This window comes from Leisingera sp. S132 (genome assembly GCF_025144465.1).
Classification (GTDB): Bacteria; Pseudomonadota; Alphaproteobacteria; order Rhodobacterales; family Rhodobacteraceae; genus Leisingera.
The window spans coordinates 2,466,054-2,478,428 of record NZ_CP083553.1 but is presented as its reverse complement, the minus strand read 5'-3'; the positions used below and the strand labels follow the sequence as shown (position 1 = coordinate 2,478,428).

The window sequence follows — 12,375 nt, the reverse complement described above, 5'->3', positions numbered from 1 at the left end:
GCAGCCTGCCGGGGCGGCAGCAGCTGGCTCTGAGAGGGCCTAGCGTCTGCGCGGCTGCAGGATCAGGGCCTGGCCGCGGGCCGTGCTGGTAAGGTTGCGGCGGATGGCGCGGGCTTCCAGGCGGACCTGGCCGTAGAGCACGATGATCAGTGTGGCGAGGGCGAGGATGCAGGTTTCCAGCATGTCAGATCGCCGCGCGGCGCTGCAGCCGTTCCTGCACCAGCCCGGCCAGCGTGGCGGCGTCCTGGGTGAGCGGTTTGCCCTTCTTGCGCGAGCGGGCCAGACGGTCCGCGGCATCGGCCAGCGGCCGGTCGCCGGCGCTGCGGGCAACGCCGCCCACGAATTGCGCAAGATAGGCCAGGGTCTTTTCCTCCTGCCCCATGTTCAGAACATCGGCGGCATGGGCCATGTCGTCCCGGAAGGCGATCAGGTCCGGCTGCACCGTTTCATCGTTCAGCAGCCGCGGGCCGGAAGGCTGGCGGTCTGCAGGCATGCTGGACAGCACCGCCTGCTGGAAAGCGGCCAGCGAGGTGATCGGCTTTTCCAGGAACCCTGCGGCGCCGGCCTCAATCGCGGCCTCCGCCAGAGCGGGATCGCCGGAGGTGGCGAGGATCACGCCGGGGCGCGGGCTGGCGTCCGCCAGTTCGCGGATCAGGTCAAGGCCGGAACCGTCCGGCAGCCCGACATCGGCGATCAGCACCGAAGGCCGGTAGACCTGCAGATGGCGGCGGGCGGATTTCAGGCAATCGGCGCGCCGGATCCGGGCACCGCTGCGCAAGCACAGAAGGCGCAGCGCCTCGCAGGCAAAGCGGCTGTCCTCCACCACCAGGATGGTCAGCCCCAGAAGCGGGCGGCGGGTGGTGGGCAGGCGCTGGGCAGCAGCAAACAGTTCCGAATCGTCCATAACATATGCTCCTTGCGGGATATGATCCGACGCTAGGGAATCGAGGCTAATTACTCGTTAACGCAGCGCGCGCTGTTGCCGGATGCCGCGCCCCGTGCGGATTGGCGCACTTGCCGCGGCGCAGCAAAATCCCCATAACCGCAGCGGAGGAATGTTTGTGAGAGGAGCACAACAGAGATGATCGGCCGCTTGAACCATGTTGCCATTGCTGTCCCCGACCTGGAGGCGGCCTCGGCACAATACCGCAACGCGCTGGGGGCCAAGGTCGGCGCCCCGCAGGATGAGCCGGAACACGGCGTCACCGTGGTGTTCATCGAACTGCCCAACACCAAGATCGAGCTGCTCTATCCGCTGGGGGAAAACTCCCCCATCAACGGCTTCCTGGAAAAGAACCCGGCCGGCGGCATCCACCATGTCTGCTATGAGGTCGAGGATATCCTGGCGGCGCGCGATCACCTGCAGGCCGAAGGCGCCCGGGTGCTGGGCACCGGCGAGCCGAAGATCGGCGCCCATGGCAAGCCGGTTCTGTTTCTGCATCCCAAGGATTTCAACGGCTGCCTGGTGGAACTCGAGGAAGTTTGACGCTATGAGCACCCTGTCCCGGCTGCGGGGCAGGGCAACTCCGGGAGATCAGGGACATGGGCATTACCTCCGCAATCGTGCTTTACGCGGTGATCTGGTTTATGACCTTTCTGGTGATCATCCCGGTCCGGCTGGAAACCCAGGGTGACAAGGGCGACGTGGTGCCCGGCACCCATGCAGGCGCCCCGGAGAAACACTTTCTGAAGCAGAAGGCCTGGATCACCACCGGCGTCGCCGCGCTGCTGTGGGCCGCTATCTGCGCGATCATCCTGTCCGGCGTGATCTCGGTTCATGATTTCGACTGGATGGGGATGATGCCGGAACAGCAGTGATCCGGTTCCGTATCTGACCAGAAAGACACCAGGATCTCCCGCCCGGCCCGGGAGGCATTGAGATGCCTCAGGGCCGGTTGGGCATGGCGCCGCGCTGGCGCGCGGCGCGGTTGCGGCCAGCCCGGCGGGCTGGAGCGGGCCAGGGGACAATTGATCAATTGAAGATATTTGCTGAGACGCGCTTTAAGGGCAGGTCTGCCCTTAAAACGCCAACTCGAGTGTATTCCGGCCTGCGCCGCGTCAAGGCTGAACCGCGCTGAAGCGCGGCGGCTGGCGCCGGCCCTGACCCGGCTGCGGCCGGGGCGGGAGCCTATCTGCGGGCCAGCGCGTGGTAGATATGGGTGAAGGTGGCGGCGCCGAGGATCGGGATCACCAGATTCACCAGCGGCACCGACAGCGGCACCGCCATCAGCGTGCCGGCGGCCCAGATGGTGGTGGAGTGGCGGCGGCGCAGTTTCTTGGCCTCCGCGGTGCCGACCCGGCGCGCAGCTGCAAGGGTGAAATACTCCCTCCCCAGCAGGAAGCCGTTGAGCCCCCAGAAGATAAACAGCGCCGCGGGCGGGAACATCACGTAAAGAAACAGCGCCAGGATGTTGGCGGCAATCAACAGGCCGAGGAAGTTCACCGTGTCCCTGACCGCGTCCCAGAACGGCACCTTGGCCGCCGCGGGCAGGGCGGGGTAGTGCTTGTCCTCCACTGCCTGGGCGACTTCGTCCAGGAACATCGAGGTGAAGGCCGAGGCCACTGGGATCATTAGAAACACAGATAACAGCAGAACCAGGAAAACCGAGCCGACGGACAGAATGTCGTCCAGCCAGGTGACTTCCCCCAAGAGCGGCAAAGCTGTCTCCGGCCCCACCAGCCACTGCACCAGCAGATAGAAACCCAAGCAGGCCGCGATCAGCAGGGCAATGGTCAGCCCCAGCCCCAGAAACAGCACCTTGCGGAAGCGCGGATCGCCAGTCTGGCCGAGGGTCTTGAAAAAGGCGGTGAAGATCATGCGCTCATCCAGGTTGTGATTGCGTCGAGGTCAGGGCGCGGGCGCTCCGGCGGGGCAGCGCTCTCGGTGGCGATATGGATTATGCCGGCGATGCGCTCGTTCGCTGCGAGGCCAAAGGCGGCTTCGCAGAAGCCCCGGTCATGGCTGGCCCAGCCGCTGAGCCAGTTGGCGCCCCAGCCGGCTGCCAGCGCTGCATTCAGAAGTGCCAGGCAGACGGCGCCGGCGGAATAGGTCTGCTCAATGGCGGGCACCTTGGGGCTGTCCTTCTGCACCTCGACCACCACAACCGCCAGCTGGCCCTGATCAAACTGGCTGCGGCCCTTGGCAATGTCCTCCGGGCTCTTGCCAAGGCGCTGGCCGCAGTCCTCTGTCAGTTCTGCCAGCCGCGCCATCGCAGGCCGCTCCACCACGACAAAGCGCCAGGGCTCCAGTTTGCCGTGGTCGGGCGAGCGGGCGGCGGCGGTCAGGACCGGCAGCAGCTCTTCGCGCGTGGGGGCGGGCGCCACCAGCGTCTTGGCCGGGCGCGAGCGGCGCGACAGCAGGAAATCAAGGGCTGCGTCATTGCGTGCAGGCATATGTGAAACCTTTATACATCTGGTGCTGCCTATCTCGGCAGCCATGGGCGTTTTTTCAAGAGCCAAGGGACCTTGCAGGCCATCTGTGCCGGAAAGGCCGCAGGCGGCGGGGCTTGGGTTACGCTGTGCGGGTGATAGCTGGCGGAGGGCGGCAAAGTCTATGGCCTTTGCCGCCCGTAAAGGGCATGTGTGGCGGTATGGGGAAACCGAAAAGGAAAGACCTGCCGGATCTGGGCCATTTGTGCGTTCCGGGCGCGGAGATCGCGGTGCGCGCCACGCCCAAGGCGGCACGCAATGCCGTCGTGCAGGCGGAGGGCGTGCTGAAGGTCTTTGTCACCGCGGCGCCGGAGAACGGCAAGGCCACCGAAGCCATCCGCAGCCTGCTGGCCACGGCAATGGGCACTGCGGTGTCGAACCTGGAATTGCGCCGGGGCGCAACTTCCCGGGACAAGGTGTTTGCCTATACCGGGCCGGGCTAAGAGACAGGGTCCTGAGCGCTAGTCTTCGCCAACCAGCCGGTAGACGCCTTCGGGCAGGTCCAGTGCGGCGGCGAGATCCCGCACCTGCAGGTGCGAGAGGGTGATTTTCTGCACGCTGTCGGTGCGCGGGTCGTATTGCTCGACCGTGACGCATTCGGCAAAGGAATTGATGGTCACGTCCTCGTTGAGCGGAACACCGTTCTCGTCAACAAGGGTGATGACCGTCGAGTCGAATTCATGTTCGATGGTAAACATGCCCCCAGCCTGCACTGCGCACCGCCTGCTGGCAAGGCCTTGCAATTGCACATGATCATTCCAATGTAACGGCGAACTTCCGCCGCCAGGCAATTGCCTTCCCCAAGGCTTGCGCGGTACGGTGCGGACGAATTGCAATAGGATGTGCCATGCGCCGTTTTCTGTGTCTCATCGCCCTGACCGCCAGCGCCTGCAACATGGTGGTTGAACCCGCGCCCCAGCCTGCCCGGACCGCACCGCAGCAGCCGGTGCAGGGTCTCGCGCCGGGCGAGGCGCAAAGCGCCTTTGCCGCCGTCACCCGCCGGGTGGAGCCAGTGGCGGAGCGGGAATGCCGCAGCCGCACCCAGGGTTTGAACTGCGATTTCCTGATCCGCATCGACCCGGATCCGAACGCCGCTCCCAACGCCTATCAGAGCCTGGACCGCAACGGCCGCCCGGTGATCACCTTCACCCGGCGGATGCTGGGGCAGATCGCCAACCATGACGAGCTGGCCTTTGTGATGTCGCATGAGGCCGCCCACCACATCCGCGGACACCTGGCGCGGCAGGCGACGAACTCGGCGCTGGCCAGCGCCGGTGCCGGGATTCTGACGGCGCTGGTCGGCGGGGATCCCGGCGCGGTGTCCACCGCGCAGGATTTCGGCGGCTTTGTCGGCGCCCGCACCTACTCCAAGAACTTTGAGCTGGAGGCGGATGAGCTGGGCACCATCATCACCCATAAGTCCGGCTACCGGCCCAGCGTCGGCGTGCGCTTCTTCAACCGGCTGCCGGATCCGGGCGACCGGTTCCTCGGCACCCACCCGGCCAACCCGGACCGGGTGCGGGTGGTGCAGGCGACCATAGACCGCAACAACCTGAACTGACCGTGCCTGCCAGGGACACCTCTGCCCCCGTGCTGGAAAAGCTCGGCGTGGTGCTCAGCGACCGCGGCTCGAAATACGCGGTCACCGGCGCGCGGGTCACCTCGCGCGGGGAGGTGGATGCGGTCCTGGCGGAGCTCAAGACGGACCGCGCCTACGCCAAGGCGACCCACAACACCTGGGCGGCGGTGCTGCCGACCGGCGGGCTCAAGGCTGATGACGGTGAAAGCGGCGCCGGCATGGTGATCCTGCGGATGCTGGAGCGCGAGGGGATCACGGATCACGTCATCATCGTCACCCGCTGGTACGGCGGCAAGAAACTGGGCGGCGACCGGTTCCGCCGGGTGCAGGACGCGGTGCGCGCCTATCTGGACCACCTGGCCGGTTAGCCCGGCGTGAAAATCCCCGGCGGTTGACCTGAGTCAAATCCATACCCGCCGCCTGCGGCTAAGCTGCCCCGGCAATGCATGATTACGGGGTATGCGCGATGACCGCCGAAGCTGATCTGAAGACCCACGCCGAATTGTTCGACCGGATGGCTTGCGCCGTTGGCCTTGATCTGGAGGAAGAGGCCGTGTCCGGCAATCTGCGCTTTGACGAGATTGCCGAGGCGGTGCTGCGCTGCACCCGCTGCGGCGGTGTCGGCGCCTGCCGCAAATGGCTGGCCGAAGGCCCGCGCCCCGGCGCCGAGGCCCCGGATTTCTGCCGCAACCGCGACCTTCTCGGCTATCTGAACGAGAGCCAGGCGTAACAGGAGCTGATGCCATGCAGCCGCTGGGCGATCCCCTTTACCATCTGCGCCTGATGGCCCGGATGGGCCAGGCCACGGGCGTTGACCTGGCCGCCGCCTTTGCCTCCGGCGCCATCACCCACGAGGACTGGGCCGCGATGATCACCCGCTGCCGGGGCTGCGATGCGCCCGCGCAGTGCGCGGCCTTTCTGGATGCCAATACCGGCGCCGGTGCGCCGATGCCCGGCTGCCGCAATGCGGAACAGCTGATGCAGCTGAAGGGCCGCGGCGCATGAAGGACATGGCAACGGAGGCAGAGGGCCCCGGCAATATCTTCCGCCACCTGTGGCTGCTGCGCGCCGTGGCTGAGGCCGCGGGCGTCGATCTGGACGCGTCGGTGAAGGCTGGCTGCCTCAGCGGTCTGGATTACGCCCGCATGGTCACCAGCTGCCGCAGCGCCGGCTGCAGCAAGTCCTGCGCCCTGTGGCTCTCCGCCCGCCGCGATGATACGCCCGCGATGCCGGAGTTCTGCCCTAGCGCGGAAGTGTTCAAACGGCTGATGCCCGGTTCCTGATCCTAGAGCTTGGAGTGGCTGCCGTCACACAGCGGCTTCTTGCCTGAGTGCTTGCAGCCGCAGAAGAACACTTTCCCGTCCTTCTCTGCGGTGTACTTCACCGGCTCGAAATCCGTGCCCTTGTGCGAGCCGTCGCAGAACGGCTGCCGCGAGGACTTGCCGCAGGCGCACCAGAAATAGGTCTTTCCTTCCGTTACCTCGACGGGGAAGGGGGCTTTCTGGGCGATGTCCGGAGTGTCTGTCATAGCTGGGCGCTCTCCCTGGCTGGTTGCGATTTAGGAGAGCGTAGCAGGGATTTGGCGTGAGGGGAGGGGGAAACCCAAAGCCCGCGCAAGGCGCGGGCAGCGCCCGACCCTCCCCACGGGAGGGCGCTTCGCACCCACCCAGGGTCAGGCGCTGGGAGGCGTCAGTTTTACAAAGCCGCTGTTAGAGAGAACGGACAATGCCAGCGTTAGGTGGGTTTCTTCCATTTCAGTAAGAATGGCGTCTTCAATGCCCCTGCTGTCAAAGGCAGTCATGGACGCTAACCCACACAAAGCCAGCACATGGCAGTTCAACAGATGTTCAGCGTACCTACGATTGAATGCTGCATCATACGAATAAGGCAGGCCGCCTGTTAGGTGGTCCAGCCCTTCGTGCAACGAAAGATGGCTGATCCCCGAAAGTTGCCCGTAGATTCTGCCTAAAGAACCGAAGGCCTTTAGGCGGGGTGTGCTGCCATCAGCCTGCTTTCCTGCAAGTATACCGCGAAGGCACTCTACGCCCTCAAGTTCCTGCCTGATTAAAGTTGACGCACCTACATATTGAGCGTTCTGAATTGCCGCTTCTACCAAAGCAATATTCTGAAACATAGCTGCAGAAACTGCGCTACGTCGTTGTAAGTCTTCGTCAATCTGAAGCAAGGAAATGCCCTCGCTCCTTTCAAAGACCGAAATCACTGCTGAAAACGCGCAGTCGTTAGCGAAGGCCAAGTCAGTCAGCTCCAAGCGCCAATTAGGCAGACTCGACTGCAATCCTTTTAGCGTTTGCCTATAGTGGTGAGCTTTTTGGAAAAACTCGAAATCAGGTTCCTGGGTTATAACACCCGCCCCCACAGGTCATACTCCCCGGCCTCGTCCACCTCGACCGTCACCAGATCGCCGGCCTGCAACCCGTCCGTTCCCTCATCAATGAACAGGTTGCCGTCAATCTCCGGCGCATCCGATTTGGTGCGGCAGGTGGCGATGCCGTCTTCGTCGATGTCGTCGACGATAACCTGCATCGTCTGGCCGACCTTGGCCGCCAGCTTGGCCTCGGAGATCGCCTGGGCCTTCTTCATGAACCGCTCCCAGCGCTCCTGCTTTACTTCTTCCGGCACATGGTCCGGCAGGTCGTTGGAGCGCGCGCCGTCGACGTTTTCGTATTTGAAGCAGCCGACCCGGTCCAGCTGCGCCTCGTCCATCCAGTCGAGCAGGTGCTGGAACTCCGCCTCGGTCTCGCCGGGGAAGCCGACGATGAAGGTGGAGCGCAGGGTGATATCGGGGCAGGTCTCGCGCCAGGCGCGGATCTCGTCCAGCGTTTTGGCCGCCGCCGCGGGCCGTGCCATGCGGCGCAGCACGTCCGGGTGGGCGTGCTGAAAGGGGATGTCCAGATAAGGCAGCAGCGCATTTTCAGGGTCCGCCATCAGCGGCACCAGGTCGCGCACAAAGGGGTAGGGGTAGACGTAGTGCAGCCGCACCCACAGGTCCTCCGCCGGGGCCAGCTTGCCCAGCTCGCGGCTGAGGTCGAGGATATGGCTGCGGACCTCTTCGCCCTTCCAGGGGTGCGTGGAATACTTGCGGTCAAGACCATAGGCAGAGGTGTCCTGCGAAATCACCAGCAGTTCGCGCACCCCGGCCTCGACCAGTTTTTCCGCCTCGCGCAGCACCGCGTGCACCGGGCGCGACGCCAGTTTTCCACGCATGTCCGGGATGATGCAGAACTTGCACTTATGGTTGCAACCCTCTGAAATCTTGAGATAGCTGAAGTGCCGCGGGGTCAGTTTCACACCGGCTGCGGGCAGCAGGTCCACGTAAGGGTTCGGGCTGGGCGGCACCGCGGAATGCACCGCGTCCAGCACCTGCTCGTACTGATGCGGGCCGGTGACCGCGTGGATGCGCGGGTGATGCTCGCGGATATAGTCCGGCTCGGCGCCCAGGCAGCCGGTCACGATCACCTTGCCGTTTTCCTTCAGCGCTTCGCCGATCGCCTCCAGGCTTTCCGCCTTGGCGCTGTCGAGGAAGCCGCAAGTGTTGACGATCACCGCGTCGGCGCCCGCGTAGTCGGGGGAGATGCCGTACCCTTCGGCGCGCAGACGGGTCAGGATCCGCTCGCTGTCCACCAGCGCCTTGGGGCAGCCGAGCGACACCATGCCGAGGGTCGGCTGGCCGTCACGGGGCGCCTCGCGGAACTGCGGTTCCGGGGCAAGGTCGGGGCGGAGGCTGGGCGGGTTGCTGGACGGGGTACGGGTCATGCGCGCGCATATATCAGGAATGCGGCAGGAGGCAAGGAAAACAGGGGGTGCCGGGCGTGCACCCCCTGTGCACCGTGCCCGCATTTTCGCCTCTGCGCTGCGTTCCTTGCTGACGCTTTCGATTGCCCCCCACTGGAAAGAGTTTTGGGGGTCAATTGATGCCAATGAAGACGCAGTTCAGGCCTGGACCTTTACGGCAGTCTTGTGGAACGGCAAAAAGACTTCATTTTTTATGGTTACAGCGGGTTCTGTGAATTCAAAATCCAAGTGCCGCAGATATCTGATCGCTTTTTTGTTCTTTTCGTGAACGACGTTTTCAAGCCGTTCAAATTGTTTTCCGAAGGTCTCTATTATTTGAATGGATGCTTTGACCCAGCGCATATAAACTTCCGGCCTTTCCAGGGCGGTCGTGCCGATGGCCCAGATTTTAGCAGTATTGCTTTCCGGTTGGGGCTGGGTGATGCCAAGTATCACCACAATTTGGTCTCCGTAATATGCGCTTGCTGAAAAGGCGCTTCCATTGACGGACTCAATAATCATTGATCGCAAATCAAAAGTAGGTGCCGGACACATTAGCTGCCATTCAACGAAATCTGCACTTCTCACGTGTTGCAGAACAAAATCGACATCAGCGGCGGTTACGCCACGCAGGCCACTTGATGTATCAGCAGCCTGCGTTTTTGTTGCAGTGAGACACATGCTCAGGAAACTTTTTCCGCAATAAGCGCGGCGGTTTCGATCAGCGCAGGGTCAACATTTTCAGTGATCATCTGGGCCAACTCGATGTAAAGTTTATCGCTTTTTTCGAAAATTACTTCAGCGGTGCCGCAATTTTTGGAGGTTATGTAGGCGCATTCAGGCCCCGGTCCAGACCAACACATAATAGAAATCCTTTCTGGTTTTGACGTGCCATGCAATTTAAGCGGAAATTTGACTCACTTGATGGCGATCATAGAAAAAGCACCATGGGTTGCGGTTTGCAAGCTTAAATTGCTTTAATTTTCCAGGGATGTGTTTTGTTTGGCTGCCGGGCGCGGGCTGAATGGGCGGTTATTGGCTGATGGCGGCAAAAGTTTGGTGCCGGTGCCGATTTTTCTGTGGAAAATACTGTGCTGGGAGGCGAAAGTGCCGGATTGCGGTCTTGAAAAGATTCATAAGCCGATACGGTTGCCTGAGACTCCTGGGCCGCCATCGGCCATATCCTTTCCAAGCGCAGCTGCCAGAGGACATGCGTTCTTCTTTGGCCTGCGGCAGCGGTTCCGGCTGCGGTGAGACGACTCATTTCCCGGCTCGCTTGCGATCCGTTTCACGCCCGTCCCCGCCCCGTCATGCCGGAGGAATGCTTGCAGCACGGCGGCGGGCGTGAAACGCCCACCCTCGGGGTCAGGCGCGAACCTACCGGTAAGTGACGCCTTAGCAGGTCCATTACTTACTTCATTGCACCCGCCCGCCCACGCGGTAAGCTGCGCAAAACCCGTTGGGGAACATGGGGCAAGGCATAGAGGAGCGGGATGATGAAGCTGATTTTCCGGGTTGTGACGGCGCTGGTGCTGACGGTTGTGCTGCTGGCCGGGCTGGTGCTGCTGCTGCCGGGCGAGAAAATCGCGCGGCTGGCGGCGGATCAGCTGGAGACGCAGACCGGGCGCAAGCTGGCGTTCGGCGGCAAGGTGCGCTTTACCTTCTGGCCCACGCTGGGCGTCAAGGCGGATGCGGTGACGCTCTCCAATGCGGACTGGGCCGGGCCGGAGCCGATGCTGCAGGCCGAACGGCTGACCATCGGGGTCTCTGCCGCCGACCTGATGCAGGGTGATGTGCGGGTCACTGAAGTTTCTGCCATCCTGCCGCACCTGAACCTGGCCACCAACGCCGAGGGTGTTGGCAACTGGGTGATGGGCGGCACCGGCGGGGCTCAGGGCGGCAGCGCAGCCACTGACGGCGGCGCAGGCTCAGCCGGCGGCGCGCTGCCGCTCCGGATCGAGGCGGTGGAGCTGACCGGGGCCTCGCTGCGCTATGCAGCCCACGGCGAGGCGCCGGTGGAGATGAAGAACATCGACCTCAGCCTCTTGTGGCCGGATCCGGCGGGCACCGCCAGTGCAAAGGCCACGCTGCGCCCGGCGGGGGAACCGGTGGAGGTCGACGCCGAGATCGGCACCTTTGCCGCCTTCCTGGCTGGTGAGGTGTCCTCGATCGGGGCAACGGTGTCGGTACCGGGCGGCAAGGGGCGGTTTGACGGCCATGCCGGTATCAATGGCGAGGCCAGCGGGCGGCTGACCTTCGGGGCAGAGGATGCCCTGAAAACAGGCGTGGCGCTGGGGGTGTTCCTGCCCGATGCGCTGGCGCAGAAGGGGGTGTTTGCGGCGGATGTGACCTATACCGCCGACGGGCGGCTGTCGATGCGCGACCTGGCGGTGGAGCTGGGCGCCAACCGGCTGACCGGCGCGGCGGATGTGGCGTTCAAAGACCGCCCCGATATCACTGCCCAGCTGCAGGGCGGGGCGCTGGATTTCAGCAGCCTTGGCGGCACACAGGGCAGCTCCGGCGGCGGGTCCGGGACTGCAGGCGGTGCATCTGCTGCCAGCAGCTGGCCGCAGGATCCCATTGACGCCTCGGCGCTGGGGCTGGCGGATGCAGTGGTGGATCTGAGTTTCGACAGCCTGCGCACCGGCGGCGTGACGCTTGGCGCCAGCAAGCTGAACCTGACGGTTGAGAGCAGCCGCGCGGTGCTGAAATTCCTGCCCGCGGCGATGTTCGGCGGCCAGGTGCAGGGGCAGGTGGTGGCCAACAACCGCAGCGGGCTGTCGGTGGGCGGCAATCTGACCTTCAACGGCATCCGGCTGGAGCGCGCTTTGGGGGAGACCGCGGGTTATGGCCGGCTGAACGGCGAGGCGCTGGGCGCGCTGGAGTTCCTTGGCTCCGGCAATTCGGTGGCTGCCATCATGCGCTCCCTCAGCGGCAAGGGCTGGCTGGAGGCGGGCAAGGGGTTCTTCACCGGCTTCGACCTGGAGCAGCTGATGCGCTCAGGCGGAAATGGCGGAAGCACCGTGTTTGACCAGCTGACCGCCAGCTACACGATCGAGGGCGGCAACCTCAGTAATCAGGACCTGCTGGTATTGCTCAAGGGGTTCCGCGCCGAAGGCAAGGGCCGGATCGGCCTGGGCGCGCGCGACATCGATTATCTGTTCTCGCCGCAGCTGGTCCGGGCGGGCAGCGATCAGGTGCTGACCATCCCGGTACGCATCCGCGGCAGCTGGGACAATCCGGACATTCGCCCGGATTTCAGCCAGGCGCTGCAACCGAAGATCGACGAGATCGAGCAGGAGGCCAAGGACCGGGTGCGCCAGAAACTGGCCGAGGAACTGGACCTGGAAACCGAAATCGCGCCGGAGCAGGATATCAACGACCTGCTGAAACAGCGCATCGAACAGGAAGCCCGCGACCAGCTGCTGAAACTGCTGGGCGGCGACTGAGCCGATCAGCCGAAAGCCGGGTCAAGGAAGGCCGGGAGGCCTCCGGGCATAGCCCGGCCAGTCCTTGACGCGGCTGCAGGCGTCTTACACTGGAAATGGCGCATCTAAGGGCAGGCCTGTCCTTGG

General features: G+C 63.9%; 19 protein-coding genes. 9 read left to right on the top strand and 10 right to left on the bottom strand.

Annotated features, from left to right (window positions below; translation table 11 throughout):
• Positions 1–39 precede the first annotated feature (39 nt).
• Together K3725_RS12310 and K3725_RS12305 are read right to left on the bottom strand one after the other, a co-directional pair.
• Complete coding sequence (locus K3725_RS12310) at positions 40–183, bottom strand: hypothetical protein (protein WP_260015617.1); 144 nt, start codon at positions 181–183, stop codon at positions 40–42.
• Between the two features lies 1 nt (position 184).
• Positions 185–904 (bottom strand): response regulator, encoded by a 720-nt coding sequence (locus K3725_RS12305; RefSeq protein WP_260015616.1) that lies wholly within the window; start codon positions 902–904, stop codon positions 185–187.
• Positions 905–1,081: 177 nt separating this feature from the next.
• On the opposite strand from K3725_RS12305, the gene mce reads away from it, so the two are divergent.
• Both mce and K3725_RS12295 read left to right on the top strand, forming a co-directional pair.
• Positions 1,082–1,486, top strand: coding sequence for a methylmalonyl-CoA epimerase (gene mce, locus K3725_RS12300; RefSeq protein ID WP_260015615.1), 405 nt, complete (start codon positions 1,082–1,084; stop codon positions 1,484–1,486).
• A 56-nt stretch (positions 1,487–1,542) separates the two neighbouring features.
• Positions 1,543–1,818 carry a DUF1467 family protein gene (locus K3725_RS12295; protein WP_260015614.1) on the top strand — a complete coding sequence of 92 codons (276 nt, stop codon included), beginning with the start codon at positions 1,543–1,545 and terminating at the stop codon, positions 1,816–1,818.
• Positions 1,819–2,128: 310 nt separating this feature from the next.
• On the opposite strand, the gene K3725_RS12290 is transcribed toward K3725_RS12295, so the two are convergent.
• Both K3725_RS12290 and K3725_RS12285 read right to left on the bottom strand, forming a co-directional pair.
• Entirely contained in the window at positions 2,129–2,818 is a 690-nt protein-coding gene (locus K3725_RS12290; protein ID WP_260015613.1) for an EI24 domain-containing protein, read from the bottom strand.
• A complete protein-coding gene (locus K3725_RS12285) occupies positions 2,815–3,393 on the bottom strand; it encodes a nitroreductase family protein (RefSeq protein WP_260015612.1) in 579 nt (192 codons plus the stop codon). Before K3725_RS12285 ends, K3725_RS12290 begins: the two co-directional genes overlap by 4 nt.
• 197 nt (positions 3,394–3,590) lie before the next feature.
• On the opposite strand from K3725_RS12285, the gene K3725_RS12280 reads away from it, so the two are divergent.
• Positions 3,591–3,872 carry a DUF167 domain-containing protein gene (locus K3725_RS12280; RefSeq protein ID WP_260015611.1) on the top strand — a complete coding sequence of 94 codons (282 nt, stop codon included), beginning with the start codon at positions 3,591–3,593 and terminating at the stop codon, positions 3,870–3,872.
• An 18-nt stretch (positions 3,873–3,890) separates the two neighbouring features.
• Here the strand turns inward: K3725_RS12280 and K3725_RS12275 are convergent, their stop codons facing one another.
• Entirely contained in the window at positions 3,891–4,127 is a 237-nt protein-coding gene (locus tag K3725_RS12275; protein ID WP_039185684.1) for a hypothetical protein, read from the bottom strand.
• A gap of 149 nt (positions 4,128–4,276) precedes the next feature.
• Here K3725_RS12275 and K3725_RS12270 point away from each other — a divergent pair, with 149 nt between their 5' ends.
• The 5 genes from K3725_RS12270 (at position 4,277) to K3725_RS12250 (ending at position 6,291) form a co-directional block, all read left to right on the top strand.
• On the top strand, positions 4,277–4,990 hold the full coding sequence (locus tag K3725_RS12270) for a M48 family metalloprotease (RefSeq protein WP_260015610.1): 714 nt from the start codon (positions 4,277–4,279) through the stop codon (positions 4,988–4,990).
• Between the two features lie 2 nt (positions 4,991–4,992).
• Positions 4,993–5,376 carry a YigZ family protein gene (locus K3725_RS12265; protein ID WP_260015609.1) on the top strand — a complete coding sequence of 128 codons (384 nt, stop codon included), beginning with the start codon at positions 4,993–4,995 and terminating at the stop codon, positions 5,374–5,376.
• A 98-nt stretch (positions 5,377–5,474) separates the two neighbouring features.
• Positions 5,475–5,738: a DUF6455 family protein gene (locus K3725_RS12260; protein ID WP_260015608.1), complete on the top strand. Its 264-nt coding sequence runs from the start codon at positions 5,475–5,477 to the stop codon at positions 5,736–5,738.
• Positions 5,739–5,752: 14 nt separating this feature from the next.
• Positions 5,753–6,013 (top strand): DUF6455 family protein, encoded by a 261-nt coding sequence (locus K3725_RS12255; RefSeq protein ID WP_260015607.1) that lies wholly within the window; start codon positions 5,753–5,755, stop codon positions 6,011–6,013.
• The gene (locus tag K3725_RS12250; protein ID WP_260015606.1) at positions 6,010–6,291 is read left to right on the top strand and encodes a DUF6455 family protein; all 282 of its coding nucleotides are present in this window, start codon (positions 6,010–6,012) and stop codon (positions 6,289–6,291) included. Before K3725_RS12255 ends, K3725_RS12250 begins: the two co-directional genes overlap by 4 nt.
• Positions 6,292–6,293: 2 nt before the next feature.
• On the opposite strand, the gene K3725_RS12245 is transcribed toward K3725_RS12250, so the two are convergent.
• The 5 genes from K3725_RS12245 to K3725_RS12225 all read right to left on the bottom strand — a co-directional run bounded on the left by K3725_RS12245 (position 6,294) and on the right by K3725_RS12225 (position 9,663).
• Positions 6,294–6,536: a CDGSH iron-sulfur domain-containing protein gene (locus K3725_RS12245; RefSeq protein ID WP_260015605.1), complete on the bottom strand. Its 243-nt coding sequence runs from the start codon at positions 6,534–6,536 to the stop codon at positions 6,294–6,296.
• 144 nt (positions 6,537–6,680) lie between these two features.
• Positions 6,681–7,277 carry a hypothetical protein gene (locus K3725_RS12240; RefSeq protein WP_260015604.1) on the bottom strand — a complete coding sequence of 199 codons (597 nt, stop codon included), beginning with the start codon at positions 7,275–7,277 and terminating at the stop codon, positions 6,681–6,683.
• Between the two features lie 89 nt (positions 7,278–7,366).
• Positions 7,367–8,782: a 30S ribosomal protein S12 methylthiotransferase RimO gene (gene rimO / locus K3725_RS12235; protein WP_260015603.1), complete on the bottom strand. Its 1,416-nt coding sequence runs from the start codon at positions 8,780–8,782 to the stop codon at positions 7,367–7,369.
• Between the two features lie 177 nt (positions 8,783–8,959).
• Positions 8,960–9,481, bottom strand: a complete 522-nt coding sequence (locus tag K3725_RS12230) for a hypothetical protein (protein WP_260015602.1) — start codon at positions 9,479–9,481, stop codon at positions 8,960–8,962.
• A gap of 2 nt (positions 9,482–9,483) precedes the next feature.
• Complete coding sequence (locus K3725_RS12225) at positions 9,484–9,663, bottom strand: hypothetical protein (RefSeq protein WP_260015601.1); 180 nt, start codon at positions 9,661–9,663, stop codon at positions 9,484–9,486.
• 633 nt (positions 9,664–10,296) lie between these two features.
• On the opposite strand from K3725_RS12225, the gene K3725_RS12220 reads away from it, so the two are divergent.
• Positions 10,297–12,249, top strand: a complete 1,953-nt coding sequence (locus K3725_RS12220) for an AsmA family protein (RefSeq protein WP_260015600.1) — start codon at positions 10,297–10,299, stop codon at positions 12,247–12,249.
• Positions 12,250–12,375: the final 126 nt, after the last annotated feature.

What these genes read in the sequence shown, in the direction of transcription:
- K3725_RS12275 (WP_039185684.1), bottom strand. Translation starts at nt 4,127, where the DNA reads ATGTTTACCATCGAACATGAATTCGACTCGACGGTCATCACCCTTGTT.
- K3725_RS12280 (WP_260015611.1), top strand. Translation starts at nt 3,591, where the DNA reads ATGGGGAAACCGAAAAGGAAAGACCTGCCGGATCTGGGCCATTTGTGC.
- K3725_RS12285 (WP_260015612.1), bottom strand. Translation starts at nt 3,393, where the DNA reads ATGCCTGCACGCAATGACGCAGCCCTTGATTTCCTGCTGTCGCGCCGC.
- rimO (WP_260015603.1), bottom strand. Translation starts at nt 8,782, where the DNA reads ATGACCCGTACCCCGTCCAGCAACCCGCCCAGCCTCCGCCCCGACCTT.
- K3725_RS12310 (WP_260015617.1), bottom strand. Translation starts at nt 183, where the DNA reads ATGCTGGAAACCTGCATCCTCGCCCTCGCCACACTGATCATCGTGCTC.
- K3725_RS12225 (WP_260015601.1), bottom strand. Translation starts at nt 9,663, where the DNA reads ATGTGTTGGTCTGGACCGGGGCCTGAATGCGCCTACATAACCTCCAAA.
- K3725_RS12260 (WP_260015608.1), top strand. Translation starts at nt 5,475, where the DNA reads ATGACCGCCGAAGCTGATCTGAAGACCCACGCCGAATTGTTCGACCGG.
- K3725_RS12255 (WP_260015607.1), top strand. Translation starts at nt 5,753, where the DNA reads ATGCAGCCGCTGGGCGATCCCCTTTACCATCTGCGCCTGATGGCCCGG.
- mce (WP_260015615.1), top strand. Translation starts at nt 1,082, where the DNA reads ATGATCGGCCGCTTGAACCATGTTGCCATTGCTGTCCCCGACCTGGAG.
- K3725_RS12220 (WP_260015600.1), top strand. Translation starts at nt 10,297, where the DNA reads ATGAAGCTGATTTTCCGGGTTGTGACGGCGCTGGTGCTGACGGTTGTG.
- K3725_RS12305 (WP_260015616.1), bottom strand. Translation starts at nt 904, where the DNA reads ATGGACGATTCGGAACTGTTTGCTGCTGCCCAGCGCCTGCCCACCACC.
- K3725_RS12270 (WP_260015610.1), top strand. Translation starts at nt 4,277, where the DNA reads ATGCGCCGTTTTCTGTGTCTCATCGCCCTGACCGCCAGCGCCTGCAAC.
- K3725_RS12295 (WP_260015614.1), top strand. Translation starts at nt 1,543, where the DNA reads ATGGGCATTACCTCCGCAATCGTGCTTTACGCGGTGATCTGGTTTATG.
- K3725_RS12230 (WP_260015602.1), bottom strand. Translation starts at nt 9,481, where the DNA reads ATGTGTCTCACTGCAACAAAAACGCAGGCTGCTGATACATCAAGTGGC.
- K3725_RS12290 (WP_260015613.1), bottom strand. Translation starts at nt 2,818, where the DNA reads ATGATCTTCACCGCCTTTTTCAAGACCCTCGGCCAGACTGGCGATCCG.
- K3725_RS12250 (WP_260015606.1), top strand. Translation starts at nt 6,010, where the DNA reads ATGAAGGACATGGCAACGGAGGCAGAGGGCCCCGGCAATATCTTCCGC.
- K3725_RS12245 (WP_260015605.1), bottom strand. Translation starts at nt 6,536, where the DNA reads ATGACAGACACTCCGGACATCGCCCAGAAAGCCCCCTTCCCCGTCGAG.